Source organism: Caldimonas sp., assembly GCF_046289365.1.
Lineage (GTDB): Bacteria > Pseudomonadota > Gammaproteobacteria > Burkholderiales > Burkholderiaceae_C > Caldimonas.
Genome location: NZ_JBKBVU010000027.1, coordinates 1 through 26,114 on the forward strand (window position 1 = coordinate 1; position 26,114 = coordinate 26,114).

The window sequence follows — 26,114 nt, forward strand, 5'->3', positions numbered from 1 at the left end:
CGACGTACAGGCCCGCGTCCCGGCCGGCCAAGCGCAAGCCTTCGATGACTTGCAGGCAGCGGATCCGGGTGCTGGCGACCAGGGGGTCGCTCGAATGGGGCCAGAACCGCAGGCGCGGGCGGTTGGTGACGGACGGGCCTTGCCGCCCGCTGCCGGGGGAGGGTGATGTCGAATCCATGGTGAGGGCGCAAGGACGCCACAGGGCTGCGGCGGCGGTGCCCCTCGGGCGCTACCGCCGGGCACAGTGTAGTCGCCTGCCGCCCGCGATGCCTAAATTCAGGCGGGCGGGAAGCGCGGTTCTCCAGGCAGCAACTCGCCGGCTTCCAGCGGGGGCAGTTGGCGCACGCGCGCGTAGATCGGCGTGAAGTCGGGGGCGGTGGCCTGGAAGAGCTGCTCGAAGCTGTCGATCACGAAGTAGGTGCGCTGGTAGGTGTCGATCTTGTAGCGCGTGCGCATGATGCGCTCGACGTCGAAGCCCACGCGCTTGGGCTCGGGCGAGGTGACGCTGTAGCGCAGCTCGCCGGTGGACGACAGGATGCCGGCACCGTAGGCGCGCAGGCCCTCGGGGGTGGCGATGAGGCCGAACTCGACCGTGTACCAGTACAGGCGCGCCAACAGCTCGCAGGCATCGAGCCGGCTGGCCTTCAGGCCGCCGGCGCCGTAGGCCTGCATGTAGTCGGCGAAGACCGGGTTGAACAGCAAGGGCACGTGGCCGAAGAGGTCGTGGAAGACGTCGGGCTCGACGACGTAGTCGAACTCCTCGGGCTCGCGGATCCACTCCGTGACCGGGAAGCGGCGCTCGGACAGCAGCTTGAAGAAGGCCTCCTCGGGGATGAGGCCGGGCACGGCCACGACCTGCCAGCCGGTGGCGCGCATCAGGCGTTCGCTCAACTCGTCGAAGCGTGGGATCCGGTCGGGCTCGCCCAGGTGGGTCACGGCCTCGACGAACTCCTTGCAAGCCAGGCCCGGCAACTGGGCCGCCTGGCGTTCGTAGAGGCGGCGGTAAAGGTCGTGCTGGGCCGGGGTGTAGGCGGCCCAGTCCTGCTCACAGGTGTAGTCGGCGCGGGCGCGGGCGTAGTTGCCGCGCGGGGGCCGCTCTCCTTCGCCGTAGGTGACGGGCGCCACGCCCTGGTTGACGCCGCTGTGGAAATCGATGGCGGTGGAAGGGGCCGTCATGGCGCGCTCCTCGTGCGGGATGCTCAGGCCGCGGTGGCGTCGGTCTTCAGGACGCCGCGGCGCATCTGGTCCAGTTCCATGGTTTCGAAGAGTGCCTTGAAGTTGCCTTCGCCGAAACCCTGGTTGCCCTTGCGCTGGATGAACTCGAAGAAGATGGGGCCGAGCTGGTTCTCGCTGAAGATCTGCAGCAGCAGCTCGCCGGGCTGGCCGTCGACCAGGATGTTGCGGGCCTTCAGGCCTTCGAGGTCCTCGCCGTGGTTGGGGATGCGCTTGGGCAGCAGCTCGTAGTAGGTGGCGCTGGTGGTCAGCAGCTTGATGCCCGACATCTGCAACGCGTCCACGGTGTCGTAGAGGTTGGTCGAACCCAGCGCGATGTGCTGGATGCCTTCGCCGTGGTAGCGGTCGAGGTATTCCTGGATCTGTCCGGCCTTTTCGTTGCCTTCCTCGTTGATGGGGATGCGGATCTTGCCGCAGGGGCTGGTCATGGCCTTGCTCTTCACGCCGGTGGCCTGGCCCTCGATGTCGAAGTAGCGCACCTCGCGGAAGTTGAAGATGCGTTCGTAGAACTCGGCCCACTCGGCCATGCGGCCGCGGTGCACGTTGTGGGTGAGGTGGTCGATGTAGGTCAGGCCATGGCCCACCGGGTTCAATTCGGCCCCGGGCAGCGGCTCGAAATCGACGTCGTAAAAGCCGATGTTGCCGATGTCGCCTTCTTTGGCGCCATTCTTGCCGCGCCACTTGTCGACCAGATAGATCAGCGAGTCGCCGATGCCTTTGATGGCCGGGATGTTCAGCTCGCCCGGGCCGGCCTGGTTGGCGTAGCCCCAGGCGCCCAGGTCGATGGCGCGCTCGTAGGCCGCCTTGGCGTCGCGCACGCGAAAGGCGATGGCGCACACGCTGGGGCCGTGCAGCCGGGCGAAGCGCTGGGCGAAGGAGTCGGGTTCGGCGTTGAGGATGAAATTGATCTCGCCCTGGCGGTACAGCGTCACGTTCTTGTGGCGGTGGCGCGCGATGGCCTTGAAGCCCATGCGCTCGAAGAGCTGGCCCATCGCGGCAGGATCGGGGGCGGCGTATTCGATGAATTCGAAGCCATCGGTGCCCATCGGGTTGTCCCAGGGGGTGAATTGCATGCCGGTCTCCAAAGCGTGGGCAGACGCCGTAGCGCCCGCATGTTGAGCTGTGTCAAGACTGTAGGCGGCGTGGGGCGCAGTTTTTCTGCATTTTTGAGCGGAAAGGCTACAAAAACGCAATAAAAGTGCGAGAATTTCTCTATGGACACAGCGATAACGCTCGACGCCATCGATCGGCGCATCCTTCGCGCGCTGCAGACCAATGGCCGCATGACGTACGACGAACTGGCCGGGCAGGTGAGCCTGTCGCCCTCGGCCGCGCTGCGCCGCGTCAAGCGTCTGGAGGAGGCCGGGGCGATTGCCGGCTATGTGGCCATCGTCCCGCCCGAGCGGGTGGGGCTGGGGCTGACGGCCTACATCAACGTGCGCTTGGAAAAGCACACCGAGAGCCACAAGCGCAATCCCATGGATCTGTTCCGTGCGGCAGTACAGAGCTGGCCCGAGGTGGTGGAGTGCGTGGCCCTCACGGGTGAGATGGACTACCTGCTGCGCGTGGTGGTGCAGGACATGGCCCACTACTCGCGCTTCATCATGGACACCCTGCTCAAGCATCCGAGTGTCGAGGACTGCAAGACCAGTTTCGTGCTCGATCGGGTGAAAAACACGACGGCCGTGCCGGTGTAATCCCTAGGCGGTCTCTGTCGCGTTGGCGACAGAAACGAGGCCTCGAGTCTCCACAATCGGACTGCAAATTTGCACGACCGTGCATTTTGCAGTGCAGAACTCAACAGGAGACAGGCATGCAGTTTTGGCGTTCTAAATGGGCCGCTGCGGTGGGCAGCGTCGTCGTGCTGGTGGCGTGCGGCGGTGGCGGAGGTGACAGTACACCTGAACCGGAAGAGGTGCGCCCGCACGATGCGCGCACCTTCCCGCTCGACGAGACCGCGCTGGCCTTCGAGGCCTTGCCGGGGACCACGACCACGCGTTTCCACGGCGTGCTCAACGGGGCAGGCTACCGCATCGAGGTGCCGCAGAACTGGAATGGCCGCCTCGTGATGTACGCCCACGGCTACCGCGGCACCAATGTGCCGCTGACGGTGAGCAACCCGCCGATCCGCGCCCATCTGATCGCCAACGGCTATGCCTGGGCGGCGTCGAGCTACAGCAAGAACTACTACGACGTGCGTGCCGGCGTGGAGGACACCAACGCGCTGGCGTTGGCGTTTTCGCGCCTCACCGGCCTGGCCGAGCCGACACGGCGCTACATCATCGGCCATTCGATGGGCGGGCATATCACGGGCGCGGCGATCGAGGAGGAGACCTTCCGCACGGCCAATCACAAGGTGCGTTACCACGGGGCCGTGCCGATGTGCGGCGTGATGGGCGACACCGAGCTGTTCGACTACTTCTCGGCCTACCAGACGGCGGCGCAGTACTTTGCCGGGGTGCCGCTGTACCCGACCACGGCCTGGGCCGACATCAACGCCTTGGTACGCAGCCGGCTGTTCACGACATTCAGCAGCTCGGTGATCACGCCCACGGCCGACGGCGAGAAGCTCAAGGGCGTGGTGATGAACCTCACCGGCGGCAACCGGCCGATCTTCGAGCAGGGTTTCGCGAATGCGGGACTGCAGCAGGTGGTTTGGGGCACCTTCGGTGGCGACGGCACGATCAACGGCATCCTCAATGCCAGTGTGCTGGACACGCGCAACATGGTCTTGCAGATCGACAGCGACCCGGCGCTCAGTGAGGAGGAGACCTTGCTCAACCAGCGCTTGCTGCGCGTCACGCCGGTGCCCGATGCCAACCGCTTGCGCCGCGACGGCTTGCGCTGGATCCCGAAGGTCAACGGACAGTTCAGCATCCCGGTGGTGTCGCTGCACACGCTGGGTGACATGTACGTGCCGTTCAGCATGCAGCAGATCTACAAGCGCCGCGCCGACGCCAATGGCTCGGGGGGCTGGCTGGTGCAGCGTGCCATCCGCGCCCCCAGCCATTGTGATTTCACGGTGGCCGAACAGGTGGCGGCCTTCGACGACATGGTGGCATGGGAGCAGAACGGCACGCGGCCCGAGGGGGACGAGGTGCTGGACGCCGCGGTCGTGGCCGATCCGGCCTATGGCTGCCGCTTCACGGTCAATGCCGGCGGGCCGTATGACAACCCCACCACGGTGACCGTGCGCACGCTGATGCCGGCCTGCCCGACCCCCTGAACGGCCCTGCGGTCTCAGCCCTCGTCCAGGTCACGCACCTTGCGCAGCGTGGCCTCGGGCGAGAGGTTGAGCAAGGCGGCGATGTCGGCGATGTCGTCCGGCAAGGCGGCGTTGTCCCAGCCGTGCTGGGTGTGACGGGCCAGGCGGATCGCCAGCGTCACGCTGCGGGCCTGCAGGTCGTGGGCCGCCGCGTGTTCGTCGGTGAGCCGGCGCCACACGCGCGGCAGGCGCCAGGTGCGCATCAAGGCCTGTTCGAGATCGGCCAGGCGGATGTGCAGCACGTCCACCTGGGCCTGGGCCGAGCGCAGAGCCGGGTCGCGCCGCTGGCGGTGGCGGATCTCCAGCGCCAGGTCGGGGGCATGGCACCACAGCAGCATTTCGGCGAAATCGTGCAGCAAGGCGGCGTGATAGAGCGTCGGCGCGTCGCTGTCCATGCGGTGCACGGCAAAGCCCAGGGCAAACACGGCAGCACGGGCGGCGCGTGCGAGCACTTCGTGCAGGCCGTCACGCGCCTCGGGGTGCGCATGCAGCAGGTCTTCGGTGGTCTGCAGCGTTGGGAAGGCGCGGAAGAAGGGTTCCACGCCCAGGTAAACCAAGGCGGCGGTGAGGGTTTCGGCCAAGACTTCGTGGTCGTCGTCGCCAGCCGATGGCCGCCGCAAGGTGGCCACGTGACTGAACAGTTTGAGGGTCATCAAGGGATCGCCGGCGAGAAACTCGGCGATGCTGTGAGCGTCCAGGTCGTCTTGCCGGGTGGCGAGCCAGTCCATCGCCTCGGCCGTGCGCGGCAGCACCGGGATGGTGGCCGCAGCGAAGTGGGCCGTCCAGGCGTCCAGGGTGGGCAAGGGGCGGGTGAGCATACGAACACTCCTGGGGGGATATCGGCACAGGGGCCGGAACGCTTGAATGGGACAAACCCGCAAGTTCCGGGCGAGATGTCTCCTGGGCACCACCGCGGTGTGGTCCCCCCGGCGCACAATGCCGGCTTCGAGGATGCCGTGATCGAGGAGGCGGGGCATGGGCTCATGGTGGAGGGCCAGCGGGGGGCACGGGCTCAAGGCCCTCGGGGTGGTGGTCATGCTGGGCGGCGTGTTGGCGGCAGGGTTCTGGTGGAGCCGTTCTGGGCTGGACGGGCCTGTCCCGACTGCCCAGGTGCCGGCGCTGGCGCCGCAGCAGCAGGCGGCGTTGGAGGCTGCCCGTCAGCGCCTGGAGCAAGCCTTGCGCGAGCGAGACCAGGCTTTGCGCGAGGGCCGCGACGAGGCGGCGGCGCAGGCCCAGCGTGCGCTCAACGAGGTCATGGGGCTGGGGACGAGGCCCACGCTGCGGCCACAGCAGATCGAGGCGGTGCTGCCGTTGCAATTGGGCGGCTTGCCGCGGCAACCGAGCGACACCTTTGGGGACGAGTCTTTGGGGGCGGCCAGCGTGTCGGTGAGCACGCAGTACGGTGTGGATGCGTCGCGCCGTATCGCGCTGTCGGTCAGCGACACGGGGGGGCTGTCGGTATGGGCGGTGATGGCCGAGTGGCAACGCGCCGCCGCCGATGCGCAACGGGCCGGGCGCCAAGAGACGGTGCGCTTCGAGCAAGGGCGCGTGCGGCGCGAGGTGGAGGCGGCCGATGCCATGCCGGCGCAGGTGCATTGGGTGCTGGCCAACGGGGTGGCGGTGGAGGCGCTGGCCGACGGCATGGATCTGAAGACCCTGCGCGCTGCGCTCGACGATCTGGACCTGGCGGGTTTGGAGCGTCTGCAGCCTTGAGCGGTGGTGGCGTATCGTGCGGGGCATGTCCGCATCGTCCTTGCCGGCGGCCGTGCCGGCCCATGTGCTGCCCGTCATCGTGCTGGCCCAGTTCGCCGGCACCTCGCTGTGGTTTGCCGTCAATGCCGTGATGCCCGACCTGCAGCGCGACTGGGCGCTGGGGCCTGCGGCGGCGGGCACGCTCACTTCGGCGGTGCAACTGGGCTTCATCACGGGCACCCTGGTGTTCGCGGTGCTGTCGGTGGCCGACCGTTTCTCGCCGCGGTGGGTGTTCCTGGCCTGCGCGGTGGCGGGGGCCGTCTGCAATGCCCTGGGGGCGCATGCCGCCGGATCGCTCGAGGTCTTGCTGGGGTTGCGGTTTGCCACCGGCTTCTTCCTGGCCGGCATCTACCCGGTGGGCATGAAGATCGCGGCGAGCTGGTATCCGCAAGGCCTTGGCGCCGCCCTGGGCTGGCTGGTGGGCGCGCTGGTGCTGGGCACGGCCAGTCCGCACCTGCTTCGCGCGCTGGGCACGGACTGGCCCTGGCAGCAGGTGATGGACGTGGTGTCGCTGCTGGCGCTGGCCGGCGGCTTGCTGCTGGCCGCCACCGTGCCCGACGGGCCGCACCTGCCGCGGTCGGCCCGCCTGCAATGGCGCGCCCTGGGGGCCTTGTGGACGCACCGCCCGGTGCGGGCCTCGGCCTTCGGCTACTTCGGCCACATGTGGGAGCTCTACACCTTCTGGGTGCTGCTGCCAGCCATCGTCGGCACCCGGCTGGCGGGCGCACCCGCCTCGGCCGCGGCCTTTGCCGTGATCGCGCTGGGCACCCTGGGCTGCGTGGGCGGCGGGCTGCTGGCGCGCCGCGTCGGCAGTGCCCGCGTGGCCAGCGTGCAGCTTGCCGCCAGCGGCCTGTGCTGCCTGCTGGCGCCGTGGATGCTGCACGCTCCCGGCCCTGTGTTCGCCCTGTGGCTGGCCGTGTGGGGCATCACGGTGGTGGGCGACTCCCCGCAGTTTTCGACGCTGACGGCGCAAAACGCCCCGCGCGAAGCGGTGGGCAGCCTGCTCACGCTGGTCAACAGCATCGGCTTTGCGGTCTCCATCGTCAGCATCCAGCTCTTTGCGATGCTGGCCTCGCGCGTCGATGTGGCCGCACTGCTGCCCTGGCTGGCCCTGGGGCCGGCGCTGGGTCTGTGGATGATGCGCGGGCTCACTCGTCCTCGCGCGGCCGGAACTGACTGACGAGTTGTTGTTGCACCGCCGGGGGCACGGGCTCGTAGTGTGAGAACTCGGCGATGTAGCTGCCGTGGCCGGCGGTGAGGGCGTGCAACCGGGCCTGGTAGCCGTTGAGCTCGGACAGCGGGGCCTGGCCCAGCACGGCCAGGGTGCCCGGTGAGAGGGCGCGGGTGCCGTTGATCTGGCCGCGCTTGGTGGCCAGATCGCCGGTGATGTCGCCGATGTGGGCCTCGGGGGCGGCCACCTCGAGTTTGACGATGGGCTCCAGCACGATGGGGCCGGCCTTGAGCATCGCATCGATGAAGGCCTTGCGGCCGGCGGTGATGAAGGCGATCTCCTTGGAGTCGACCGAGTGGTGCTTGCCGTCGTACACGACCACGCGCACGTCTTGCACCGGGTAGCCGGCGATGACGCCGCCGTCCATGGCCTGGCGCACGCCCTTCTCGACCGCCGGAATGAAGACGCCGGGGATGGCTCCTCCCTTGACCTCGTCGACGAACTCGAAGCCGGCCCCGCGCGGCAGGGGTTCGATGCGCAGGAAGACTTCGCCGAACTGGCCGGCCCCGCCGGTCTGCTTCTTGTGGCGGTGGTGGCCCTCGGCGGCCTGGGTGATGGTTTCGCGGTAGGCGATGCGCGGCGGCCGCGTGACGACCTCGCATTTGTAGAACTCGGTCATGCGTTCGAGCAGCACGCGCAGGTGCATCTCGCCCAGGCCGTACACCACGGTTTCGTTGGTGACGGCCACGTGCTCGACCTTCAGGCAGGGGTCTTCCTCGACGAGCTTTTGCAGCACTTCCCACATGCGCTGCTCGTCGCCGCGGCGTCTGGGCTCGATGGCCAGGCCATGCACGGGCACCGGGAAGGGCAAGGGTTCGAGGTGGATGCGGCTGTCCTCGGCGGCGTCGTGCAGCACGGCGTCGTAGTGGATCTCGTCGACCTTGGCCACGGCAGCGATCTCGCCCGGGCCGGCGCTGGGGATCTCGACGTGGTCTTTGCCATGCACGGCAAAGAGGTGGCCGACCTTGAAGGGCTTGCGGCCGTCGCCCACATAGAGCAGGCTGTCACGGGTGACGGTGCCCTGGTGCACGCGGAAGAGGCCAAGCTTGCCCACATAGGGGTCGCTGACCACCTTGAACACATGGGCCAGCACGTGGCGGCCGGCGTCGGGCTCGGCCCGCACGCGCCGGGCCTGGGGCCCTTCGCCTTCGAGGAAGTGCGGCGGATTGCCTTCGCCGGGGTGCGGCATCAAGGCGGCCATCACGTCGAGCAGCTCGGCCACGCCAGCCCCGTTGCGCGCCGAGGTGAAGCACACCGGAATGAGGTGGCCTTCGCGCAGGGCCTGCTCCAGCGGGGCGTGCAGCTCGCGCGGGTCGACGTCGCCGTCGTTGAGGTAGCGCTCGACGAAGTCGGGATCGACTTCCACCACCTGCTCGACCAGCGCGCGATGCGCGGCCTCCACCGACGAAAAATCCGCCTCGCCGGACGGATTGAAGAAGCAGTCGACCACCCGGGTGCCGCCGCCGGCCGGCAGGTTGAGCGGCAGGCACTCCTTGCCGAAGGCTTCCTGGATCTGCGCGAGCACACCCGGCAGGTCGACACGTTCGGCGTCGATCTTGTTGACGACGATCAGCCGGCACAGCTCGCGCTGGCGGGCCCAGTCCATCATGCGAGTGGCCAGGGGCTCGATGCCGGCGGCCGCGTTGAGGACGATGGCGGCGGTCTCCACCGCCTCGAGCGCGGGCAGCGCCTGGCCGAGGAAGTCGGGCAGCCCCGGGGTGTCGAGCAACTGGATCAGCGAGCCGCCGTGCTCGAGGCTGACGATGCTGGTGTTGAGGGAGTGCTGGAACTTGCGTTCGAGCGGATCGAAGTCGGACACGGTGGTCCCGCGCTCCAGGCTGCCGGGGGCATTGATGCGGCCGGCGCGGTGCAGCAGGGCTTCGACGAGGCTGGTTTTGCCCGACGCGCTTTGCCCCACCAGGGCCAGGTTGCGGATCGTGGCGGTCCTGGGGGACGGTGTCGTGGGCATGGCGCTTTCCTCCTAGGGCGTACCGCCCGCCGCGAGGCGGTCTCGGCCGCCGGCCATGGCGGGCCGACCGGACGGACACAGCGTAAGGGATCGTCCCTGAGCCGGCAAGGGGGCGGCCATGCCACGCATGGGTGCGTTCGCCGCACGGCCGGCCGGAACTCGACCGGGGCCGTCGCGTTCTCAAGGCATCGTCCCAACGCTCAGGAGGAAGCATGAACCCTGTGGCCTGTGCTTTGAACGAACCGATCGCCCGCCGGCGTGTCGTCTGGACGGCAGGCGGCGCCGCCTTGCTGCTGGGCCTGACCCCTGTCGTCGCGCTGGCCCAATTGCGGCATGGCGACGAGGCCTACCAGCCCGAAGTGGGCCAGCCCGGCAAGGACGTGGTGTGGGTGCCCACGCCGGACGAGGTGGTGCAGGCGATGCTGGACATGGCCAAGGTCACCCAGAAGGACTATGTGGTGGATCTGGGCTCGGGCGACGGCAAGATCGCGATCGCCGCGGCCCGACGGGGCGCACGGGCCCTGGGCATCGAGTACAACCCGGACTTGGTGGCGCTGTCCAGGCGCAATGCCCAGCGCGCCGGGGTGAAGAACGTCACCTTCATGCAGGGCGACATTTTCGAGTCGGACTTCCGCGACGCCGACGTGATCACGCTGTACCTGCTGCCGTCGCTGAACGAGAAGCTGCGTCCGATCCTGCTGGAGATGAAGCCGGGCACGCGCGTGACCTCGCACCAGTTCGACATGGGCGACTGGCCACCCGATGAGGTGCGCGAGCTGGACGGTCGCCGGGCACTGTTCTGGGTGGTGCCAGCCAAGGTGGCGGGGGACTGGTCGGTGCAGGTCGGCAGCGGCACGATGGGCGAGACGCTGAAGCTGAGCCTGTCGCAGACCTACCAGAAGATCCAGGGCCGCATGATCTGGGGAGGGCGCGAGGCGCCGCTCGACCAGCCCGAGCTGCGTGGCGGGGCCATCCGCTTCACGGCCGTGGATGGGCAGGGCCGCCGCCATCGTTTCGAGGGCCGGGCCGGTCACGACGGCCGCATGAGCGGCACGGTGATCGACCCCAGCGGCCAGCGCCGGCCCTTCTCTGCGACCCGGTCCTGAAGACGGACCCGCCGCCGGTCAACCCGCATGGCGCATCGGCGCGTCGGTGAAGATGCGCGGGTCCATGGGGCGCAGGTCCTCGGCCACGGCCACCGGGGCGCCGCAGGCGTCGAGCACGTCGCGTTGCAGGTCCAGCCCCGGGGCGATTTCGGTGAGCGTGAGGCCGCCCTCGCGCAGCTCGAAAACGGCGCGTTCGGTGACGTAGAGGATGTCGCGCCCCAGGCTGCGCACATAGGGCCCGTTGAAGCTGAGATGGCCCACCTGCGGCACCAGCTTCTTTACACGCCCTTCGCGCACAATGCGCAGCCGCCCGCCGCCGGCTTCGACCTCCAGCCCCTCGGCGGTGAGCGTGCCCATCAGCACCACGCGCCGCGCGGTCTGGGTGATGTTGATGAAGCCGCCCACACCCGCGATGCGGCGGCCGAAGCGGCTGACGTTGACGTTACCCTTCGGGTCGAGTTCGGCCAGACCCAGGAAGGCGATGTCGATGCCGCCGCCATCGTAGAAGTCGAACATTGCCGCATGGTCGATGATGGCCTCGGGGTTGGTGCTCGCGCCAAAGCTCAAGAGCTGCGCCGGCGTGCCCCCCACCGGGCCGGCTTCCACCGTGAGGGTGAAGTCGCTGTGGCCTTCCTCGCGGGCGATCACCCCGAGGCCCGCGGGCATGCCCACGCCGAGGTTCACGACGGGTTTGCGCAGCTTCTTCAGTTCGAGGAAGGCGCGGCGCTGCACGATCTTGCGCAGATCCAGCGGCGCAGGCTCGAAAGCGTGTTCGGGTTCGCGCACCTCGCCGGTGTAGGCGGGGTTGTAGGCCTCACCGAAGGTCATCCAGTGGTCGGCCGGGTCTTCGGTGACCACGACGTAGTCCACCAGGATGCCCGGCACGCGCACGAGGTTGGGGTTCATGCTGCCCGCACGGGTCAGGCGCTTGACCTGGGCGATCACGATGCCGCCGCAGTTGCGCGCGGCTTGGGCGATGGCCAGCAGGTCTTGGTGGAAGGGCTCGTGCTCGGTGGTGAGATTGCCGCGCTCGTCGGCGGTGGTGGCGCGGATGAGGCCGCAGTGGATCGGGAAGCTGGGGTAGAGCAGTTGCTCCTCGCCGTTGAGGCTGAGCAGTTGCACGAGGTTCTCGGTGGTGCGCGGCGTGAGCCGGCCGCCATCGTGGCGCGGATCGACGAAGGTGTGCAATCCGATGCGCGTGATGACCCCCGGCTTGCCGCCGGCAATCGCGCGGAAGAGGTGGGCGATCACCCCTTGCGGCCAGTTGTAGGCCTCGATCTCGTTGCGCTCCACCAGGTCGCCCAGGCGCGGTGCCGAGATCCAGTGCCCGCCGATGACACGCCGCACCAGCCCCGCATGGCCGAAGTGGTTGACGCCGCGCCGGCCGCGGTCGCCTTGGCCCGCGGCGTACAGCAAGGTGAGATCGCGCGGAGCGCCTTCGGCCTCAAAGCGGCGTTCGATCGCCGCGCTGACGGCCTCGGCATGGCCGGCGCCGACGAAGCCGGCGGTGGCGACCGTCCAGCGGTCCTGGATCAGGGCAGCGGCCTGGGCCGCGGTGATGACTTGCATGGCGCGTGGACTCGAGAAGCAGCACAGCCTCCAAGTATCACGCCAGCCGGCAGCGGTCATTGACCTAGACGGCCGCCAGCTCCGCTTCGCTGACGTTGGCCAACTCGAAGAGCTCGGCCAGCCGCGGCAGGGCGGCGAGCACATCGTCGGTGGGCACGCCGAAGTCGATCAGGCAGGCGATCTCGTCCACGCCGATGGCGCGCATGCGGTCCAGGCGGTCCAGGCAGTCGTCCACCGTGCCCAGCAGCGAGCTGGTCTGGTAGTAGCGCTCGAACGAGAAGGCCAGCGCGTCGTCCACGTCCTGCGCCGTGAGGGCGCCAGTGTCCACGGCGCAGCGTTGCTGGAAGAAGGGCACCGAAGCCGTGTAGTGGCCCACGAGCTGGGCCGAGCTGGCCAGGTAGTGCAGCATGGGCGCGCGCACGGTGCGGCGCACGGCGTCGTCATCGTCGCCCACGTAGGCGTGCAGCATCAGCGCGATCTCGCCGCGCCCGGGGTGGCCGGCCTCGGCCCAGGCCTGGCGGTAGATGGCGATCTTCCCGGCCAGCGCCTCCAGGCTCTGGCCCAGCAGGTGGGTCAGTACGTTCACACCCAGGCGGCCGGCGCGGGCGAAGGTGTCGGGGTTGCCGGCCGCGGTGATCCACACCGGCAGTTCGGGCTGCACGGGGCGGGGCAGGGTGCGCAGGCTCACGGTGTCGCCCAGCGGGTTCACCGCCTCGAAGGGCTCACCGCGCCACAGGCGGCGCAGTTCTTCCAGGCGCTCGAACAGCAGTGGGCCGCGGCGTTCGTAGCTGCCTGGCGGGGCCAGCACGAAGTCGTTGGGGAACCAGCCCGAGGCCAGCCCCAGGTCCACCCGCCCGCCCGAGAGCACGTCCACCAGCGCCCATTCCTCGGCCACGCGGGCGACGGGGTGCAGAGGCAGTACCACGCTGCCCGAGCGGATGCGAACGTTCGAGGTGATCGCAGCGAGCGCAGCCGCCGTGACCGAGGGGTTGGGCGAGAGTCCGCCAAAGGCGTGGAAGTGGCGCTCGGGAGCCCACACGGCGCAAAAGCCGTGGTGGTCGGCAAAGCGGGCACTGTCGAAGAGCAGGCGTCGCTTGTCCGCCGCACTGGCGCCGCCTTCGTCGCTGGCGAAGTAGTACAGGCTGTGCTTGAGCGGGCGGTCGGCTGCATCGGGATGGGGTGAGGGCATGGCAGCGGCTCCGGGGATCGGTCAGGCCGATCACACCAGCGCCCTCACGCCCCGGGGTTGATGCAGGGCAAAGGTCGCCGACCCGCCCCCCCGATTCGCGCGGGGGCAGGCGGGTCGCCGCCGGGGTCAGCTCACCTGGAGCTGGATGCGCCGGGCGCTGCCGGGACGGGCCTTGGGCAGCTCGATACGCAGCACGCCGTCCCGGTAGCGGGCCTGGGCCTGCTCGGCCTTCACCGGCACGGGCAGCGGCACCGTGCGCTCGAAGCTGCCATAGGCACACTGCAGCACGCGCCAGCGGCCATCGCTGGACTCCTGCTCGAAGCGCTTCTCGCCGCGCACGACGAGCACGTCGTCACGCACCTCGATGTCGAAGTCCTTCTTGTCCATGCCTGGCACCTCCAGGCGCACGACCAGGCGGCGTTCGTCCTCGAAGACGTCGCCGCCGATCAACGCCCAGCCGTGCGAGGCGATGAAGCTGGTGTCGTCGACGCGGCTGCGGTCGGGCAGGTGGGCTTCGTCGCCGGCGCGGAACCGGGTGAGGGCGCCACGCGCGGAGTCGCGCAGGCGCGACCACCCCTCGGAAAGGCTGTCCCACAGCGAGTCGAAGCCTTCACGGATGTCTTTCATCGTCATGTCGGGCCTCCATTCGATGTCGGACGGGCCGCAGCTCAGGCCACGCGCACCTCGACGCGGCGCGGCTGGGCGTGCTCGGCCTTGGGGATGCGCACCCGCAGCACGCCGTGGGTGAGCTCGGCGCTGACCTTGTCGGGGTCGAGCTCCTTGCTCAGCGTGAAGGTGCGGCGGAAGCGCGAGAGCTGCACCTCGGCATGGCTGGGCGTCATCTGCTGCGGCAGGGGAAGCTGCATCTCACCTTCCAGGCTGAGTGTGTCACCCTCCACCCGCAGGTTCAGGCGATCCCTGGGCACGCCCGGCAGGTCGGCGTACAGCGTGATGCCGGTGCTGTCCTCGATCACGTCCACCGGCGGCACGAGCGCGGGCTCGCTGCGGTCGTTGCCGGCGCTGCGCACGGCGGTGTCGCCGGGGGTGGTCACGGCAGTGGTCGTGTTCATGGCGTCACTCCTTGCGTTCATTGAACTTCAATGCGCCGCGGCTGGGCGCTGGCCTTGCGCGGGATGCTGACCTGCAGCACGCCATCGCGGTAGCTGGCATTCACGCCGGCCGGGTCGATGTCGTCGGGCAGGCTGATCACGCGGCGGAAGCGTCCGTCGAAGCGCTCATTGATGTGCAGCGTCTGCTTCTCGTCGCTGGCACCGGCCAGGGGCGCACGCTCGCCGGCCAGCGTCAGCACGCCCCGGTCGAGGCTGACCTCGATGCGCGCCGGATCCAGGCCGGGCGCAAAGGCGTAGACCTCGACCGACGCGGGCGTGCTGCCGATGTTGAGCGCAGGAAAGCCCCCACGGCCGAAGCCGCGGATGCTGGGCGACAGATCGAAGACCTGCTGCATCTCACGCTGCAGGCGATCCAATTCGGCGAACAGGTCGCGTGGAAAAAGCGAGCGATACATGGTGTGTCCTCCGTCAATCGGGATGGGCCTTGAGACCCTGCCTCCGATGTAGGGATGGCGCCGCGGCGTTTCAAGGGTGTGGCGGTGCGGCCCCGGCAAAGCCCGCAGCCTCAGAGCCGGCCCGAGCGGGTAGCATGCGCGTGATGTCTGCTTCCCGAGTGCTCGACCCCCTGGACGCCGCCAGCGACCTGCCGCGTGATGCCCGCAGCGTGCTGGAGATGGCCGCACGCTCGATGTTCCAGCTCTTCGCCGAGACGGCCGAGGGCATGATGGTCGTGGATCGCAGTGGCCGTGTGGTCTGGATCAGCGAGGGCTACAAGCAGTTCCTGCCGGCCCTGGGTCTGAAGGACGAAGCCGACTTCGTCGGGCACCCGGTCGAAGAGGTGGTGCCCAACACGCTGATGCACGAGGTGATCGCCACCGGACGGCCCATCCTGGTGGACCTGCTCACCAACAAGGCGGGCACCTTCCTCGTCAGCCGCATCCCGCTGCGCGACGAGGCGGGCGAGGTGATCGGTGCGCTCGGCCTGGTGTTGATGGCGCATCCCGAGAGCACGATGCAGCCACTGATGAAGAAGTTCGCGATGCTGCAGCGCGATCTCGACGATGCTCGCAAACAGCTGGCCGAGCAGCGGCGGCCCAAGTACACCTTTGCCAGCTTCATCGGCACCAGCCCCGAGGCCATGGAGGTCAAGCGCCAGGCCCGTCGCGTGGCCGGCACCGACAGCACTGTGCTGCTGCTGGGCGAGACCGGTACCGGCAAGGAGCTGCTGGCGCATGCGATCCATGCTGCGTCGTCGCGCTCGCGGCGGCCTTTCATCGGCGTGAACATCGCTGCCGTGCCCGAGACCCTGCTGGAGGCCGAGTTCTTCGGCGTGGCCCCTGGCGCCTACACCGGGGCCGACCGCAAGGGCCGCGACGGCAAGTTCAAGCTCGCCGACGGCGGCACGCTCTTTCTCGATGAGATCGGCGACATGCCCGCATCGCTGCAGGCCAAGCTGCTGCGTGCGCTGCAGGAGCAGGAGATCGAGCCCCTGGGCTCCAACCAGGTGATCAAGATCGACGTGCGGGTCATCGCCGCCACCAGCCGCGACCTGCCGGCGCTGGTGGCCCAGGGCCGGTTCCGCGAAGACCTCTATTACCGGCTCAACGTGGTGCCCATCCGCATTCCGGCCCTGCGCGAGCGCCTGGGCGACCTGGAGGCCCTGGTCGAGGCGCTCGAGGAGGACATCGCCCGGCGCAGCGGCATGCCCCACCGGGAGGTGACGCCCGCTGCCCTGGAGATCCTGCGTCGTCACCCCTGGCGGGGCAACATCCGCGAGCTGCGCAATGTGCTCGAGCAGGTGAGCCTGCTCACCGACGACCTGCGCCTGGAGGCGCGCCATTTCATGCGTGTGCTCTCACCCGGGGACGCCCCGGCCGTCTCTGCCGCGGCCGGTGAAGGCGCGGGCGAGGCCCGCGCGGCGGCCCTGGAGCGGCAGGCCCCCCGCGTGCGCCCGCTGGCCGAGGCCGTGGCCGAGCTCGAGCGCCGCGCCATCGCCGAGGCCCTGCGCGCCACCGGTGGCAACAAGCTCGCAGCTGCCCGCCTGTTGCGCATCTCGCGCGCCACGCTCTACGAAAAACTGGCCGCCTGGCCCGAGCTGCGCCAGCTGTCCTGAAATCAGACACTGTCCGGAATCCATCCAATCCCTTCGGGGAAACGCTGTCTGATTTCCAGACGGCGCCGTCTCAGAAAAGTTTCGGGTAAACCCTGATATTGATTGGAAATCTCAATGATGACAAAGGCTTGGGGGAGTGGCCCGGACCAGGCACGCGCCTTGCGAAATCCGGGTGTCCGGCCCGAATCCTCCGGGGCGGTGGCTAGGTGGCGGAGGGATCCGCCACGACAACTTCAGGAGACACCACACCATGACCGCGCATCCCATTCGTCGCGCCTTCCTCGCCCTGGCCGTTGCGGCGCTGGCCGCACCCGGCACGGGCCTTGCCCAGGCCCAGGGCAAGGACATCCGCATTGCCCATGTCTACAGCAAGACCGGTCCGCTGGAGGCCTATGGCAAGCAGACCCAGACCGGCCTGATGCTGGGCCTGGAGTACGCCACCGGCGGCACCATGCAGGTGGCGGGCCGCAAGATCGTGGTGATCGAGAAGGACGATCAGGGCAAGCCCGACGTGGGCAAGTCGCTGCTGGCCGCCGCCTATGCTGACGACAAGGTCGACTTGGCCGTGGGCCCCACCTCCTCCGGCGTGGCCCTGGCCATGCTGCCGGTGGCCGAGGAGTACAAGAAGATCCTGCTGGTCGAGCCCGCTGTGGCCGACTCCATCACCGGCGAGAAGTGGAACAAGTACATCTTCCGCACCGGCCGCAACAGCTCGCAAGACGCCATCTCCAACGCTGTGGCGCTGGACAAGGAAGGCACCGTGATCGCCACGCTGGCCCAGGACTATGCCTTCGGTCGCGACGGCGTGGCCGCCTTCAAGGGGGCGATCCGCAAGGCCAAGATCGTCCATGAGGAGTACCTGCCCACCAACACCACCGACTTCACCGCCGGGGCGCAGCGCCTGATCGACAAGCTCAAGGACCAGCCCGGCCGCAAGGTGATCTTCATCATCTGGGCCGGTGCGGGCAACCCCTTCAAGATCGCCGACCTCGACCTCAAGCGCTACGGCATCGAGATCGCCACCGGCGGCAACATCCTGCCGGCCATGGCGGCCTACAAGCAGTTCCCGGGCATGGAAGGCGCCACTTACTACTACTTTGGCATCCCGAAGAACCCGGTCAACGAGTGGCTGGTGGCCAACCACTACAGCAAGTTCAAGAGCCCGCCCGACTTCTTCACCGCCGGCGGCTTCTCGGCGGCCATGGCCATCGTCACCGCGCTGAAGAAGACCGGCGGCGACACCAGCACCAACAAGCTCATTGCCACGATGGAAGGCATGAGCTTCGACACGCCCAAGGGCCCGATGACCTTCCGCAAGGAAGACCACCAGGCCATGCAGAGCATGTACCACTTCCGCATCAAGGACGACCCGGCCTTTGCCTGGGGTGTGCCGGAACTCGTGCGCGAGATCCGGCCCATCGAGATGCAGGTGCCCATCCGCAACAAGCGCTGAGCCTGCGCGGGCCGCGGCATGCCGCAGCCCGCGACTCGACACAAGCAGCATCGTTCCGAAGGACCCCGGACACACGGGGCAGGGGGGGACTCACCCACCCATACAACGAGGAGACAAGACGATGAAGTTCAGGATGGTTCATTGGTGGGCGGCGGCAGCCGCCTTGCTGGCAGGCCCGGCCCTGGCCGTGCAGGCCCTGCCCAAGCTCAACATCGACAAGAGCAAGATCAGCGTGTCCGGCCTGTCCTCCGGCGGATTCATGGCCAACCAGCTCGGTGTGGCGTACTCGTCCACCTTCATGGGGGTGGGTGTGTTCGCCGCCGGACCCTACATGTGTGCGGGGCTCAACAACTACACCGCCTGCATGTACAACGCCACGATCAGCGACAGCCAGCTCTCGGCGATGCAGTCGAGCATCAACAACTGGAGCGGCTCGCAGATCGACAACAAGGCCGGTATCGCCAACCAGAGGATCTACATGTTCGTGGGCACGAGCGACAGCACGATCGGCCCCAACCCCATGGACGCCTTGCGCAAGCAGTACACCAACAACGCGGTGCCCTCGGGCAATGTCGAATACGTCAAGCGCAGCGGCACGGCCCACGTCTTTCCCACCGACTTCGACGCCACCGGCAACAACAGTTGCAGCAGCACGTCCTCCCCCTACATCAGCAACTGTGGCTACGACGGTGCCAAGGCCGTGCTGACGCGGATCTACGGCACGCTCAACCCCCGCAACAACAGCCCGGCGGCCAGCAACTACATCGAGTTCAGCCAGAGCAGCTTCACCAGCAACCCCGGCATGGCCTCCACCGGCTGGGTCTACGTGCCGGCCGACTGTGCCGGTGGCGCCCAGTGCAAGCTGCACGTGGCCCTGCACGGCTGCCTGCAGAGCTATTCGCAGATCGGCGACAAGTTCATCAAGAACACCGGCTACACCCGCTGGGCCGACACCAACCGCATCGTCGTGCTCTTCCCGCAGACGAAGGTGGACAACACCAGCCGCAGCACGGCCGCCAGCGGCTCGCTCGCCAACCCCAACGCCTGCTGGGACTGGATCGGCTGGTACGGCAGCCACTTCGCCCAGAAAGGCGGGTCCCAGATCAGCGCCATCAAGGCCATGGTGGATCACCTCGCCAGCGGCGCGCCCACGTCCTCGCTGCCCGCGCCCACCGGTGTGAGCACCTCGGGTGCCACCGACACCTCGATGGTGATCTCCTGGGCCTCGGTGCAGGGGGCGGCGGGCTACCACGTCTATCGCAACGGTGAGAAGAAGACCACCAGTGCAGTCACCGGCACCAGCTATACCGACACCGGGCTCGCCCCGGCCACCACCTACCAGTGGACGGTCACGGCCGTCGATGGCAACGGGGCGGAAAGCGCCCCATCCGCGCCGGCCAGTGGCACCACCACGGGCACCGCCCCGCCCCCGGCCACCTGCTACACGGCCAGCAACTATGCCCACACCACCGCAGGCCGGGCGTATGCGGCCTGGGGATACACCTATGCGAACGGCTCCAACCAGTACATGGGCTTGTGGAACATCTACACCACCACGACCCTGAAGCAGACGGGGCCCAACCACTACGTCATCGGCACCTGTCCCTGAGGGCCTCTTCGATTCATCGACACAGAAAGTGAAGCAGCAATGAGCGGCGTGCTCGAAACCCAGGATCTCACGATCCGCTTCGGCGGACACGTGGCCGTGGACCGCGTCAGCTGTGCCTTCCAGCCCGGCACGCTGACGGCCATCGTCGGGCCCAACGGCGCGGGCAAGACGACCTATTTCAACCTCATTTCCGGGCAGCTCAAGGCGACAAGCGGCAGCGTGCGGCTCGACGGGGAGGAGATCGGTCATCTGCCCGCGCCGTTGCGCACCCGGCGCGGGCTCGGGCGCGCCTTCCAGCTCACGCAGCTGTTTCCCAACCTCACGGTGCTGGAGAACGTGCGCCTGGCCGTGCAGTCGCGCCATGGCGGTGCGCTGCAACTGCTGCGCGTGTGGCTCGATCAGAAGGACTACATCGACGAAGCCCATGCCCGGCTGGAAGCGGTTCGGTTGGCCGACAAGGCCCATGCCACTGCGTCCAGCCTGCCGCATGGCGACCAGCGCAAGCTGGAGGTGGCGCTGATGATGGCGCTGGACCCCAAGGTCTACATGTTCGACGAACCCACCGCCGGCATGAGCGTGGACGAGGTGCCGGTGGTGCTCGAACTGATCCGATCGCTCAAGGAGCGGCGCGACAAGACCATCTTGCTCGTCGAACACAAGATGGACGTGGTGCGCGAGCTGGCCGACCGCATCATCGTGCTGCACAACGGCCAGCTCCTGGCCGACGGCGAACCGGCCCACGTGATGAACCTGCCCATCGTGCAAAGCGCGTACATGGGCACGGCCGACATGACGGAGGCTGCATGAACCCCAACGACATCGTGCTCAGCCTGTCGGGCGTGCACACCCACATCGGCGCATACCACATCCTGCACGGCGTGGACTTCGAGGTGCCTGCCGGGCAGGTCACCATGCTGCTGGGCCGCAATGGCGCGGGCAAGACCACCACGCTGCGCACCATCATGGGCCTGTGGTCGGCCCAACAGGGCGGCATCCGCTTCAAGGGCGAGGCCATCGGCGGCCCCGGCGTGAAGCTGGGCACCCCCGACATCGCGCAGCGCGGCATCGCCTACGTGCCCGAGAGCATGGGCATCTTCAGCGACCTCAGCGTCAAGGAAAACCTGCTGCTGGCCGCGCGTGGCGCGCAGACGGTGGACGACCTCGACACGCAGCGCCTGGAATGGATCTTCGCGCTCTTTCCTGCGCTGAAGAAGTTCTGGCTCTACCCCGCCGGCAAGCTCTCGGGCGGGCAGAAGCAGATGCTGGCCGTGGCGCGTGCCATCGTCGAGCCGCGCGAGCTGCTGCTCATCGACGAGCCCAGCAAGGGCCTGGCCCCGGCCATCATCCAGAACCTCATCGGTGCCCTGCGCGAGCTGAAATCCACGCGCACCACCATCTTGCTCGTCGAGCAGAACTTCGCGATGGCCAAGGCCCTGGGCGACCAGGTGGCGGTGATGGACGACGGCCGCGTCGTGCACCGCGGCACCATGGCCGAACTTGCCCAGGACGAAGCACTCCAGCAACGCCTGCTGGGCCTGTCGCTGGCGGCCCACCAGTGAACACGAGATCTGCGATGACCACCACGACCACCCCTGCTGCCGCAGCAGCCGCGACAAATGCCAATGACAGCGCCGCCGTGCCGCGCGCCCGTTTCGACCTCATCCCCCTGGCCCTGGTGCTGGCACTGGCCGGCGCGGCCCTGCCGCTCATCGGCTCGGTGCCCACCTGGCTCACGCTCACGATTGCCGGCCTGGCCATGGGCATGATCATCTTCATCATCGCCTCGGGCCTCACGCTCGTCTTCGGCCTGATGGACGTGCTCAACTTCGGCCATGGCGTCTTCATCGCGCTGGGGGCCTTCGTGGCCACCTCGGTGCTGGGCGGAATGGGCGACTGGACGGCCAGCGACTCCCTGTTCCGTAACCTCACGGCCATCTTCCTGGCGATGGTGGTGGCCATGAGCGTGGCCGGCGCCGTGGGCTACGCTTTCGAGCGCGTGGTCGTGCGGCCGGTGTACGGCCAGCACCTGAAGCAGATCCTCATCACGATGGGCGGCATGATCATCGGCGAGGAGATCATCAAGGTGATCTGGGGGCCGCTGCAAATCCCGCTGCCGCTGCCCGAAGGCCTGCGCGGCTCGGTGTTGCTGGGCGATGCGGCCATCGAGAAGTACCGGCTGTTTGCGGTGATCATTGGCGTCATCGTGCTGGCGGCCATGCTCTTTGTGCTCAACCGCACCAAGATCGGCCTGCTGATCCGCGCCGGCGTGCAAGACCGCGAGATGGTCGAGAGCCTGGGTTACCGCATCCGGCGCCTGTTCATCGGCGTGTTCGTCGTGGGCTCGGCCCTGGCCGGCCTGGGCGGCGTGCTCTGGGGCCTGTACCAGCAGATGGTGATCCCGCAGATGGGCGCGCAGATCAACGTGCTGCTCTTCATCGTGATCATCATCGGCGGCCTGGGCTCCACACTGGGCTGCTTCGTCGGGGCGCTGCTGGTGGGGCTGATGGCCAACTACACCGGCTTTCTCGCGCCCAAGGTCGCGCTCTTTTCCAACATCGGCCTGATGGTTGCCATCTTGCTGTGGCGCCCCCAGGGCCTGTACCCGGTCACGAACCGCTGAGGGTCCGACCATGCTCCAACGTCTGCTGTCCCACGACCTGCCCCGCAGCCGCTGGCTCGCGCTGGCCTTGATCGTCATCCTCGCCGGACTCTTCCTCACGCCCTTCATCTTTCCGGGCAGCAAGTCGCTCAACGTGGCGGCCAAGATCCTCATCTTCATGGTGCTGGTGGCCAGCTACGATCTGCTGCTGGGCTACACCGGCATCGTGAGCTTTGCCCACACCATGTTCTTCGGCATCGGCGCCTACGGCGTGGCCATCGCCTCCAGCCGCATGGGTGCCGGCTGGGATGCGCTGGCGGTGGGCATCGTCTGCGCGCTGGCCTTGTCGCTGGTGCTGTCCTTCGTCATCGGTCTGTTCAGCCTGCGCGTGAAGGCCATCTTCTACGCGATGATCACGCTTGCGGTGGCCTCGGCCTTCCAGACGCTGGCCTCGCAGCTCTCGGAGATCACCGGTGGCGAGGACGGCCTGACCTTCCGCATGCCCGAATGGCTGAGCCCGAGCTTCGAGCCCTTCGAGAATGAGTTCTTCGGGGTGCTCATCGACGGGCGCATCATCAGCTACTACGGCCTTTTCCTGCTCACCCTGTTGCTGCTGGGCTTGATGCTGCGCATCGTCAACTCGCCCTTCGGCCGCGTGCTGCAGGCCATCCGCGAGAACGACTTCCGCGCCGAAGCCATCGGCTACCGCACGGTGGTCTACCGCACGCTGTCGAACGTGCTGTCGGCCCTGTTTGCCACGCTGGCGGGCGCGATGCTGGCCGTCTGGCTGCGCTACAACGGCCCCGACACCTCGCTGAGCTTCGAGATCATGCTGGACATCTTGCTCATCGTCGTGATCGGCGGCATGGGCACGATCTACGGCGCGGTGGTCGGTGCGGTGCTCTTCGTGCTGGCTCAGAACTACCTGCAGGACCTGATGCGCCTGGGCGAGGGCGCGGTCGGTGGCATTCCGGTCGTCTCCGAGCTCGTCTCGCCCGATCGCTGGCTGCTGTGGCTGGGCGTGCTGTTCGTGCTGTGCGTCTATCACTTCCCCTCCGGCATCGTGGGCAGGCTGCGTCAGCGCGCCCTGCAGCAGGCCCCACGCACCTGATTCGGAGAAGCAAGCGAGATCCCCATGCCGTTCACTTCCCACTACCTGAGCTGCGCCGGCCGCGAGATCCACTACACCGAATGGGGCTCTCAGCACCGCGAGACCGTGATCGCCTGGCACGGCCTGGCGCGCACCGGCCGCGACATGGACGAGGTGGCCGAGCACCTGTCCGCGCGCTACCGCGTCATCTGCCCCGACACCCTGGGCCGCGGGCTCTCGCAATGGAGCCCCGATCCGGTCAACGAGTACAAGCTCTCGTTCTACGTGGAGATCGCCACCGCCTTGGTCGACCAGCTCGGCCTGGAACGTTTCCACTGGCTGGGCACCTCGATGGGGGGAGCGATCGGCACGCTGGCGGCGGCCACCACGCTGCGCGGCCGCATCCGGCGCCTGATCCTCAACGACAACGGACCCAAGCTGGCCGAGCCGGCCCTCGAGCGCATCCGCGCTTACGCCGGCCAGCCCCCGGCCTTCGAGCGCATGACCGACCTCGAAGCCTTCCTGCGGGTGGTCTACCAGCCCTATGGCTGGCTGTCCGATGCGCAGTGGCGGCGCATGGCCGAAACCTCGGCGCGTCGCCTGCCCGACGGCCGGATCACCACCCACTACGACCCGGCCATGGCCCAGCAGTTCGTGCACCACCCGAATGACTACGACCTGTGGGAGGCCTACGACAGCCTGGACATTCCCGTGCTGTGCCTGCGGGGCGAAAGCTCCGATCTGCTGCTGCCCGAGACGGCCGAGGAGATGCGCACCCGTGGCCCACGGGCCGTCGTCGTCACCATCCCCGGCTGCGGTCACGCGCCGGCCCTGAACGTGCCGGACCAGTGGGAACTGGTCGAACGCTTCTTTGCCGCCGGCGATGCGCGGGCCAGCCCAGCCTGACTCGCCCTCCTTGCGGTATCCTGGGCTGCAGGAGGAGCCCATGAAACGACGCATCCAACGCCTGTCCCCGCACCAAAACGGCAAGGTCGCCGCGATCACGATGGCGCTCGTGTCGCTGATCGTCCTGGTGCCCCTGACCTTGCTCTTCTGGGGTGGCATGCCGCATGCAGGCCGGCCCTCCTTGATGATGGCCGTGGGGATGCCTCTGTTCTACCTGGTGTTTGGCTATCTCGGCACGGCGCTGGCGTGCTGGGTCTACAACCAGGTGGCCGGCTGGGTGGGCGGCATCGAGTACGAAACGCAGGACGTCTGAGTCACTCGCGCCAGTGCTCCGCGATCCACGGCACGGGCTTGACATAGCGGGTGGCATGGCGCCAGCGCTGCTTGAGGCTCAGGCCGGGGCGCAGGGCCCCGTGCAGATGGTCCAGCGGGGAGGGGTACTCCGGGGCGTCGGGGGTCCAGCGGCCCACGGCCACGTCACCAGGGTTGGGGCCGCCGGGGAACGTCACGATGCGCGCGCCCCGAGGCAGCCGTGCCGCCATGACGTAGCGCAGCGGGAAGGGCGGCAGGCAGTGCAGGCGGAAATGCCTTGTCCAGCCTTCGGGCCAGAGCTTGATGCCGCCGGGCACGGAACTGGTGATGTAGTGCTGCTCGAAGCGGTGGCGGTCGGCCACACCCTGCGGGTCGGCGCGAAAGTTGGCCAGGATGTGCGGGTAGCGGCCCACGGGGAAGCGGAACACCGAGGTCTGGCCCAGGCGCTGCAGGGGCTTGGCCCAGTTGCGCGCGAGGATCACGTCCTCGGGATCGCCGTAGCTGAAGTAGTCGTCCAGCGAGCCGACGATCACGGAGTCCAGGTCGACGAAGAGCGCCGGGCCGCTCAGATCGCCCAAGGTCTCGCCCCACAGCACCACCTTGCGCCACTTGCCCATCGTGCGCTGCGGATGAGGACACCCCAGTTCCGGCAGGTCGAAGGTGTCCACCTCCGGGCGGATGCCGCGCCGGTCATCGGTGAAGCACACCACCCGGAAGGGGCCCGTGATGTGTCGGGACACCATGCCGTAGAGCCGGTTGACGTATTCCGGGCCGTAGGCGGTGCCCCACTTCACGCAGATGATTTGCTTGAGTGCGGTCGTCATGGGGGGCTGGAAAGGGCAAGGCCGCGCATCTTAACGGGGCGGCCGCGGGCTCACTCTTCGAGTTCGGCTTTGGCCATCTCCACGTCGAGCCGCTCCATCGCGTCCATGGGCTCGCAGGCGGCGGCCTCGGCATAGAGTTTTTCGGCCTCCTTCATCTTCTTCTCGCCTTCGAGCATCACCAGGCCGTTGGCGTACTCCACACGGGCGATCGCCGAGTGGGGGTTGAGCTTCAGGCCCTCCTTGAACATCTTCAGGCCGACGTCCTTGCTGGCGCCTTGTGTGCGCGCCAGCAGGTTGCCCACCTTGTCGATGACCTCGGCATGGAAGGTGCCCAGGGCGATGTGGGCGTCGGCATGCTTGGGCTGCAATTGGAGGGTGGTTTCCAGGGCGGTCTTGACCTTCACCCCCAGGCCCTGCGCCAGCGCCTTGGCCACGCTGATGCCCTGGCCGTAGCGGCCCAGGGCATAGGCCTGCCAGTACCAGCCCGCCGGGTTGTCAGGCTCGGCCGCCTGCTGGGCCTGCGCCCGTTCGGCCACTTCCATGAACAGGGCCAGGCGGGTCTTCTCGTTCTTCTCCAGATAGGTGGCGTAGATGGCCTGGGCCTTGTGGGCCACCGTGATGCCGGCACCACCGGCCTTCAGGCCGGCGTCGCGCGCCTTGTGGAACTCGCCGGCGTGGAAGAGCGCCCAGGCCTCCTGCACGGCCTTGTCTTTGGGCCAGGGTTCGGCATCGCCGGCGTGCAGCCGCGCCCAGTGCTTCTTCAGCGCCGTCAGGTCGTAGACGTAGGCGGCGTTGTCGTAGGGGAAGGCAGTCCATTGGGCCAT

25 protein-coding genes are annotated in these 26,114 nt (G+C 68.1%); 14 read left to right on the forward strand and 11 right to left on the reverse strand.

All coding sequences use genetic code 11. From position 1 onward, the window contains the following. Positions 1-276: 276 nt before the first annotated feature. Positions 277-1,176: a phenylalanine 4-monooxygenase gene (gene phhA / locus ACK42S_RS04700; RefSeq protein WP_409703993.1), complete on the reverse strand. Its 900-nt coding sequence runs from the start codon at positions 1,174-1,176 to the stop codon at positions 277-279. 23 nt (positions 1,177-1,199) lie between these two features. After that, the gene (gene hppD / locus ACK42S_RS04705) at positions 1,200-2,306 is read right to left on the reverse strand and encodes a 4-hydroxyphenylpyruvate dioxygenase (RefSeq protein WP_409703995.1); all 1,107 of its coding nucleotides are present in this window, start codon (positions 2,304-2,306) and stop codon (positions 1,200-1,202) included. 141 nt (positions 2,307-2,447) lie between these two features. Here hppD and ACK42S_RS04710 point away from each other — a divergent pair, with 141 nt between their 5' ends. Both ACK42S_RS04710 and ACK42S_RS04715 read left to right on the forward strand, forming a co-directional pair. Next, the gene (locus tag ACK42S_RS04710) at positions 2,448-2,930 is read left to right on the forward strand and encodes an Lrp/AsnC family transcriptional regulator (protein WP_409703997.1); all 483 of its coding nucleotides are present in this window, start codon (positions 2,448-2,450) and stop codon (positions 2,928-2,930) included. A 116-nt stretch (positions 2,931-3,046) separates the two neighbouring features. Next, positions 3,047-4,459 carry an alpha/beta hydrolase family protein gene (locus ACK42S_RS04715; RefSeq protein ID WP_409703999.1) on the forward strand — a complete coding sequence of 471 codons (1,413 nt, stop codon included), beginning with the start codon at positions 3,047-3,049 and terminating at the stop codon, positions 4,457-4,459. 14 nt (positions 4,460-4,473) lie between these two features. Here the strand turns inward: ACK42S_RS04715 and ACK42S_RS04720 are convergent, their stop codons facing one another. Next, positions 4,474-5,316 (reverse strand): HDOD domain-containing protein, encoded by an 843-nt coding sequence (locus ACK42S_RS04720; RefSeq protein ID WP_409704001.1) that lies wholly within the window; start codon positions 5,314-5,316, stop codon positions 4,474-4,476. A gap of 157 nt (positions 5,317-5,473) precedes the next feature. Between ACK42S_RS04720 and ACK42S_RS04725 the strand changes: the two genes are divergently transcribed. Together ACK42S_RS04725 and ACK42S_RS04730 are read left to right on the forward strand one after the other, a co-directional pair. Beyond that, positions 5,474-6,211 (forward strand): hypothetical protein, encoded by a 738-nt coding sequence (locus tag ACK42S_RS04725; protein WP_409704003.1) that lies wholly within the window; start codon positions 5,474-5,476, stop codon positions 6,209-6,211. A 25-nt stretch (positions 6,212-6,236) separates the two neighbouring features. Next, a complete protein-coding gene (locus tag ACK42S_RS04730) occupies positions 6,237-7,430 on the forward strand; it encodes an MFS transporter (protein ID WP_409704005.1) in 1,194 nt (397 codons plus the stop codon). Here the strand turns inward: ACK42S_RS04730 and fusA are convergent. After that, complete coding sequence (gene fusA, locus ACK42S_RS04735; RefSeq protein ID WP_409704007.1) at positions 7,399-9,450, reverse strand: elongation factor G; 2,052 nt, start codon at positions 9,448-9,450, stop codon at positions 7,399-7,401. The genes ACK42S_RS04730 and fusA overlap by 32 nt on opposite strands. A gap of 212 nt (positions 9,451-9,662) precedes the next feature. On the opposite strand from fusA, the gene ACK42S_RS04740 reads away from it, so the two are divergent. Then, positions 9,663-10,556 (forward strand): methyltransferase domain-containing protein, encoded by an 894-nt coding sequence (locus ACK42S_RS04740; RefSeq protein WP_409704009.1) that lies wholly within the window; start codon positions 9,663-9,665, stop codon positions 10,554-10,556. 18 nt (positions 10,557-10,574) lie between these two features. Here the strand turns inward: ACK42S_RS04740 and ACK42S_RS04745 are convergent, their stop codons facing one another. The 5 genes from ACK42S_RS04745 to ACK42S_RS04765 all read right to left on the reverse strand — a co-directional run bounded on the left by ACK42S_RS04745 (position 10,575) and on the right by ACK42S_RS04765 (position 14,839). Beyond that, positions 10,575-12,125: an acyl CoA:acetate/3-ketoacid CoA transferase gene (locus ACK42S_RS04745; protein WP_409704011.1), complete on the reverse strand. Its 1,551-nt coding sequence runs from the start codon at positions 12,123-12,125 to the stop codon at positions 10,575-10,577. Between the two features lie 64 nt (positions 12,126-12,189). Beyond that, positions 12,190-13,314 carry an LLM class flavin-dependent oxidoreductase gene (locus ACK42S_RS04750; RefSeq protein WP_409704013.1) on the reverse strand — a complete coding sequence of 375 codons (1,125 nt, stop codon included), beginning with the start codon at positions 13,312-13,314 and terminating at the stop codon, positions 12,190-12,192. A 126-nt stretch (positions 13,315-13,440) separates the two neighbouring features. Next, positions 13,441-13,947, reverse strand: coding sequence for an Hsp20/alpha crystallin family protein (locus tag ACK42S_RS04755; RefSeq protein ID WP_409704015.1), 507 nt, complete (start codon positions 13,945-13,947; stop codon positions 13,441-13,443). Positions 13,948-13,982: 35 nt separating this feature from the next. Beyond that, positions 13,983-14,384, reverse strand: a complete 402-nt coding sequence (locus tag ACK42S_RS04760) for an Hsp20/alpha crystallin family protein (RefSeq protein WP_409704017.1) — start codon at positions 14,382-14,384, stop codon at positions 13,983-13,985. A gap of 17 nt (positions 14,385-14,401) precedes the next feature. Then, entirely contained in the window at positions 14,402-14,839 is a 438-nt protein-coding gene (locus tag ACK42S_RS04765; RefSeq protein WP_409704019.1) for an Hsp20/alpha crystallin family protein, read from the reverse strand. Between the two features lie 134 nt (positions 14,840-14,973). Between ACK42S_RS04765 and ACK42S_RS04770 the strand changes: the two genes are divergently transcribed. From ACK42S_RS04770 to ACK42S_RS04810, 9 genes are all read left to right on the forward strand, one after another. Next, positions 14,974-16,497: a sigma-54 interaction domain-containing protein gene (locus ACK42S_RS04770; RefSeq protein ID WP_409704021.1), complete on the forward strand. Its 1,524-nt coding sequence runs from the start codon at positions 14,974-14,976 to the stop codon at positions 16,495-16,497. A 250-nt stretch (positions 16,498-16,747) separates the two neighbouring features. Next, positions 16,748-17,950, forward strand: a complete 1,203-nt coding sequence (locus ACK42S_RS04775) for a substrate-binding domain-containing protein (protein ID WP_409704023.1) — start codon at positions 16,748-16,750, stop codon at positions 17,948-17,950. Between the two features lie 121 nt (positions 17,951-18,071). Then, the gene (locus ACK42S_RS04780; protein ID WP_409704025.1) at positions 18,072-19,559 is read left to right on the forward strand and encodes a fibronectin type III domain-containing protein; all 1,488 of its coding nucleotides are present in this window, start codon (positions 18,072-18,074) and stop codon (positions 19,557-19,559) included. Positions 19,560-19,607: 48 nt separating this feature from the next. Then, a complete protein-coding gene (locus ACK42S_RS04785) occupies positions 19,608-20,366 on the forward strand; it encodes an ABC transporter ATP-binding protein (protein ID WP_409704041.1) in 759 nt (252 codons plus the stop codon). Then, positions 20,363-21,118 carry an ABC transporter ATP-binding protein gene (locus ACK42S_RS04790; RefSeq protein ID WP_409704027.1) on the forward strand — a complete coding sequence of 252 codons (756 nt, stop codon included), beginning with the start codon at positions 20,363-20,365 and terminating at the stop codon, positions 21,116-21,118. Before ACK42S_RS04785 ends, ACK42S_RS04790 begins: the two co-directional genes overlap by 4 nt. Positions 21,119-21,132: 14 nt before the next feature. Further along, complete coding sequence (locus tag ACK42S_RS04795) at positions 21,133-22,179, forward strand: branched-chain amino acid ABC transporter permease (protein WP_409704029.1); 1,047 nt, start codon at positions 21,133-21,135, stop codon at positions 22,177-22,179. Between the two features lie 10 nt (positions 22,180-22,189). Next, on the forward strand, positions 22,190-23,269 hold the full coding sequence (locus ACK42S_RS04800; protein ID WP_409704031.1) for a branched-chain amino acid ABC transporter permease: 1,080 nt from the start codon (positions 22,190-22,192) through the stop codon (positions 23,267-23,269). A 24-nt stretch (positions 23,270-23,293) separates the two neighbouring features. Then, on the forward strand, positions 23,294-24,154 hold the full coding sequence (locus ACK42S_RS04805; RefSeq protein WP_409704033.1) for an alpha/beta fold hydrolase: 861 nt from the start codon (positions 23,294-23,296) through the stop codon (positions 24,152-24,154). A gap of 40 nt (positions 24,155-24,194) precedes the next feature. Next, positions 24,195-24,467: a hypothetical protein gene (locus ACK42S_RS04810; RefSeq protein ID WP_409704035.1), complete on the forward strand. Its 273-nt coding sequence runs from the start codon at positions 24,195-24,197 to the stop codon at positions 24,465-24,467. A 1-nt stretch (position 24,468) separates the two neighbouring features. On the opposite strand, the gene ACK42S_RS04815 is transcribed toward ACK42S_RS04810, so the two are convergent. After that, the gene (locus ACK42S_RS04815) at positions 24,469-25,290 is read right to left on the reverse strand and encodes a glycosyl transferase (protein ID WP_409704037.1); all 822 of its coding nucleotides are present in this window, start codon (positions 25,288-25,290) and stop codon (positions 24,469-24,471) included. Between the two features lie 50 nt (positions 25,291-25,340). Continuing rightward, on the reverse strand, positions 25,341-26,114 hold a 774-nt coding region (locus tag ACK42S_RS04820; protein ID WP_409704039.1), incomplete at its 5' end, for a hypothetical protein.

Excerpts from the sequence above, each read along its gene's own strand:
- ACK42S_RS04730 (WP_409704005.1), top strand. The coding sequence starts at position 6,237 with ATGTCCGCATCGTCCTTGCCGGCGGCCGTGCCGGCCCATGTGCTGCCC.
- ACK42S_RS04775 (WP_409704023.1), top strand. The coding sequence starts at position 16,748 with ATGACCGCGCATCCCATTCGTCGCGCCTTCCTCGCCCTGGCCGTTGCG.
- ACK42S_RS04715 (WP_409703999.1), top strand. The coding sequence starts at position 3,047 with ATGCAGTTTTGGCGTTCTAAATGGGCCGCTGCGGTGGGCAGCGTCGTC.
- ACK42S_RS04795 (WP_409704029.1), top strand. The coding sequence starts at position 21,133 with ATGACCACCACGACCACCCCTGCTGCCGCAGCAGCCGCGACAAATGCC.
- ACK42S_RS04805 (WP_409704033.1), top strand. The coding sequence starts at position 23,294 with ATGCCGTTCACTTCCCACTACCTGAGCTGCGCCGGCCGCGAGATCCAC.
- ACK42S_RS04790 (WP_409704027.1), top strand. The coding sequence starts at position 20,363 with ATGAACCCCAACGACATCGTGCTCAGCCTGTCGGGCGTGCACACCCAC.
- ACK42S_RS04720 (WP_409704001.1), bottom strand. The coding sequence starts at position 5,316 with ATGCTCACCCGCCCCTTGCCCACCCTGGACGCCTGGACGGCCCACTTC.
- ACK42S_RS04755 (WP_409704015.1), bottom strand. The coding sequence starts at position 13,947 with ATGACGATGAAAGACATCCGTGAAGGCTTCGACTCGCTGTGGGACAGC.
- ACK42S_RS04770 (WP_409704021.1), top strand. The coding sequence starts at position 14,974 with ATGCGCGTGATGTCTGCTTCCCGAGTGCTCGACCCCCTGGACGCCGCC.
- ACK42S_RS04725 (WP_409704003.1), top strand. The coding sequence starts at position 5,474 with ATGGGCTCATGGTGGAGGGCCAGCGGGGGGCACGGGCTCAAGGCCCTC.
- ACK42S_RS04780 (WP_409704025.1), top strand. The coding sequence starts at position 18,072 with ATGAAGTTCAGGATGGTTCATTGGTGGGCGGCGGCAGCCGCCTTGCTG.
- hppD (WP_409703995.1), bottom strand. The coding sequence starts at position 2,306 with ATGCAATTCACCCCCTGGGACAACCCGATGGGCACCGATGGCTTCGAA.
- ACK42S_RS04760 (WP_409704017.1), bottom strand. The coding sequence starts at position 14,384 with ATGAACACGACCACTGCCGTGACCACCCCCGGCGACACCGCCGTGCGC.
- ACK42S_RS04815 (WP_409704037.1), bottom strand. The coding sequence starts at position 25,290 with ATGACGACCGCACTCAAGCAAATCATCTGCGTGAAGTGGGGCACCGCC.
- ACK42S_RS04740 (WP_409704009.1), top strand. The coding sequence starts at position 9,663 with ATGAACCCTGTGGCCTGTGCTTTGAACGAACCGATCGCCCGCCGGCGT.
- ACK42S_RS04800 (WP_409704031.1), top strand. The coding sequence starts at position 22,190 with ATGCTCCAACGTCTGCTGTCCCACGACCTGCCCCGCAGCCGCTGGCTC.
- fusA (WP_409704007.1), bottom strand. The coding sequence starts at position 9,450 with ATGCCCACGACACCGTCCCCCAGGACCGCCACGATCCGCAACCTGGCC.
- ACK42S_RS04810 (WP_409704035.1), top strand. The coding sequence starts at position 24,195 with ATGAAACGACGCATCCAACGCCTGTCCCCGCACCAAAACGGCAAGGTC.
- ACK42S_RS04710 (WP_409703997.1), top strand. The coding sequence starts at position 2,448 with ATGGACACAGCGATAACGCTCGACGCCATCGATCGGCGCATCCTTCGC.
- ACK42S_RS04765 (WP_409704019.1), bottom strand. The coding sequence starts at position 14,839 with ATGTATCGCTCGCTTTTTCCACGCGACCTGTTCGCCGAATTGGATCGC.
- phhA (WP_409703993.1), bottom strand. The coding sequence starts at position 1,176 with ATGACGGCCCCTTCCACCGCCATCGATTTCCACAGCGGCGTCAACCAG.
- ACK42S_RS04745 (WP_409704011.1), bottom strand. The coding sequence starts at position 12,125 with ATGCAAGTCATCACCGCGGCCCAGGCCGCTGCCCTGATCCAGGACCGC.
- ACK42S_RS04750 (WP_409704013.1), bottom strand. The coding sequence starts at position 13,314 with ATGCCCTCACCCCATCCCGATGCAGCCGACCGCCCGCTCAAGCACAGC.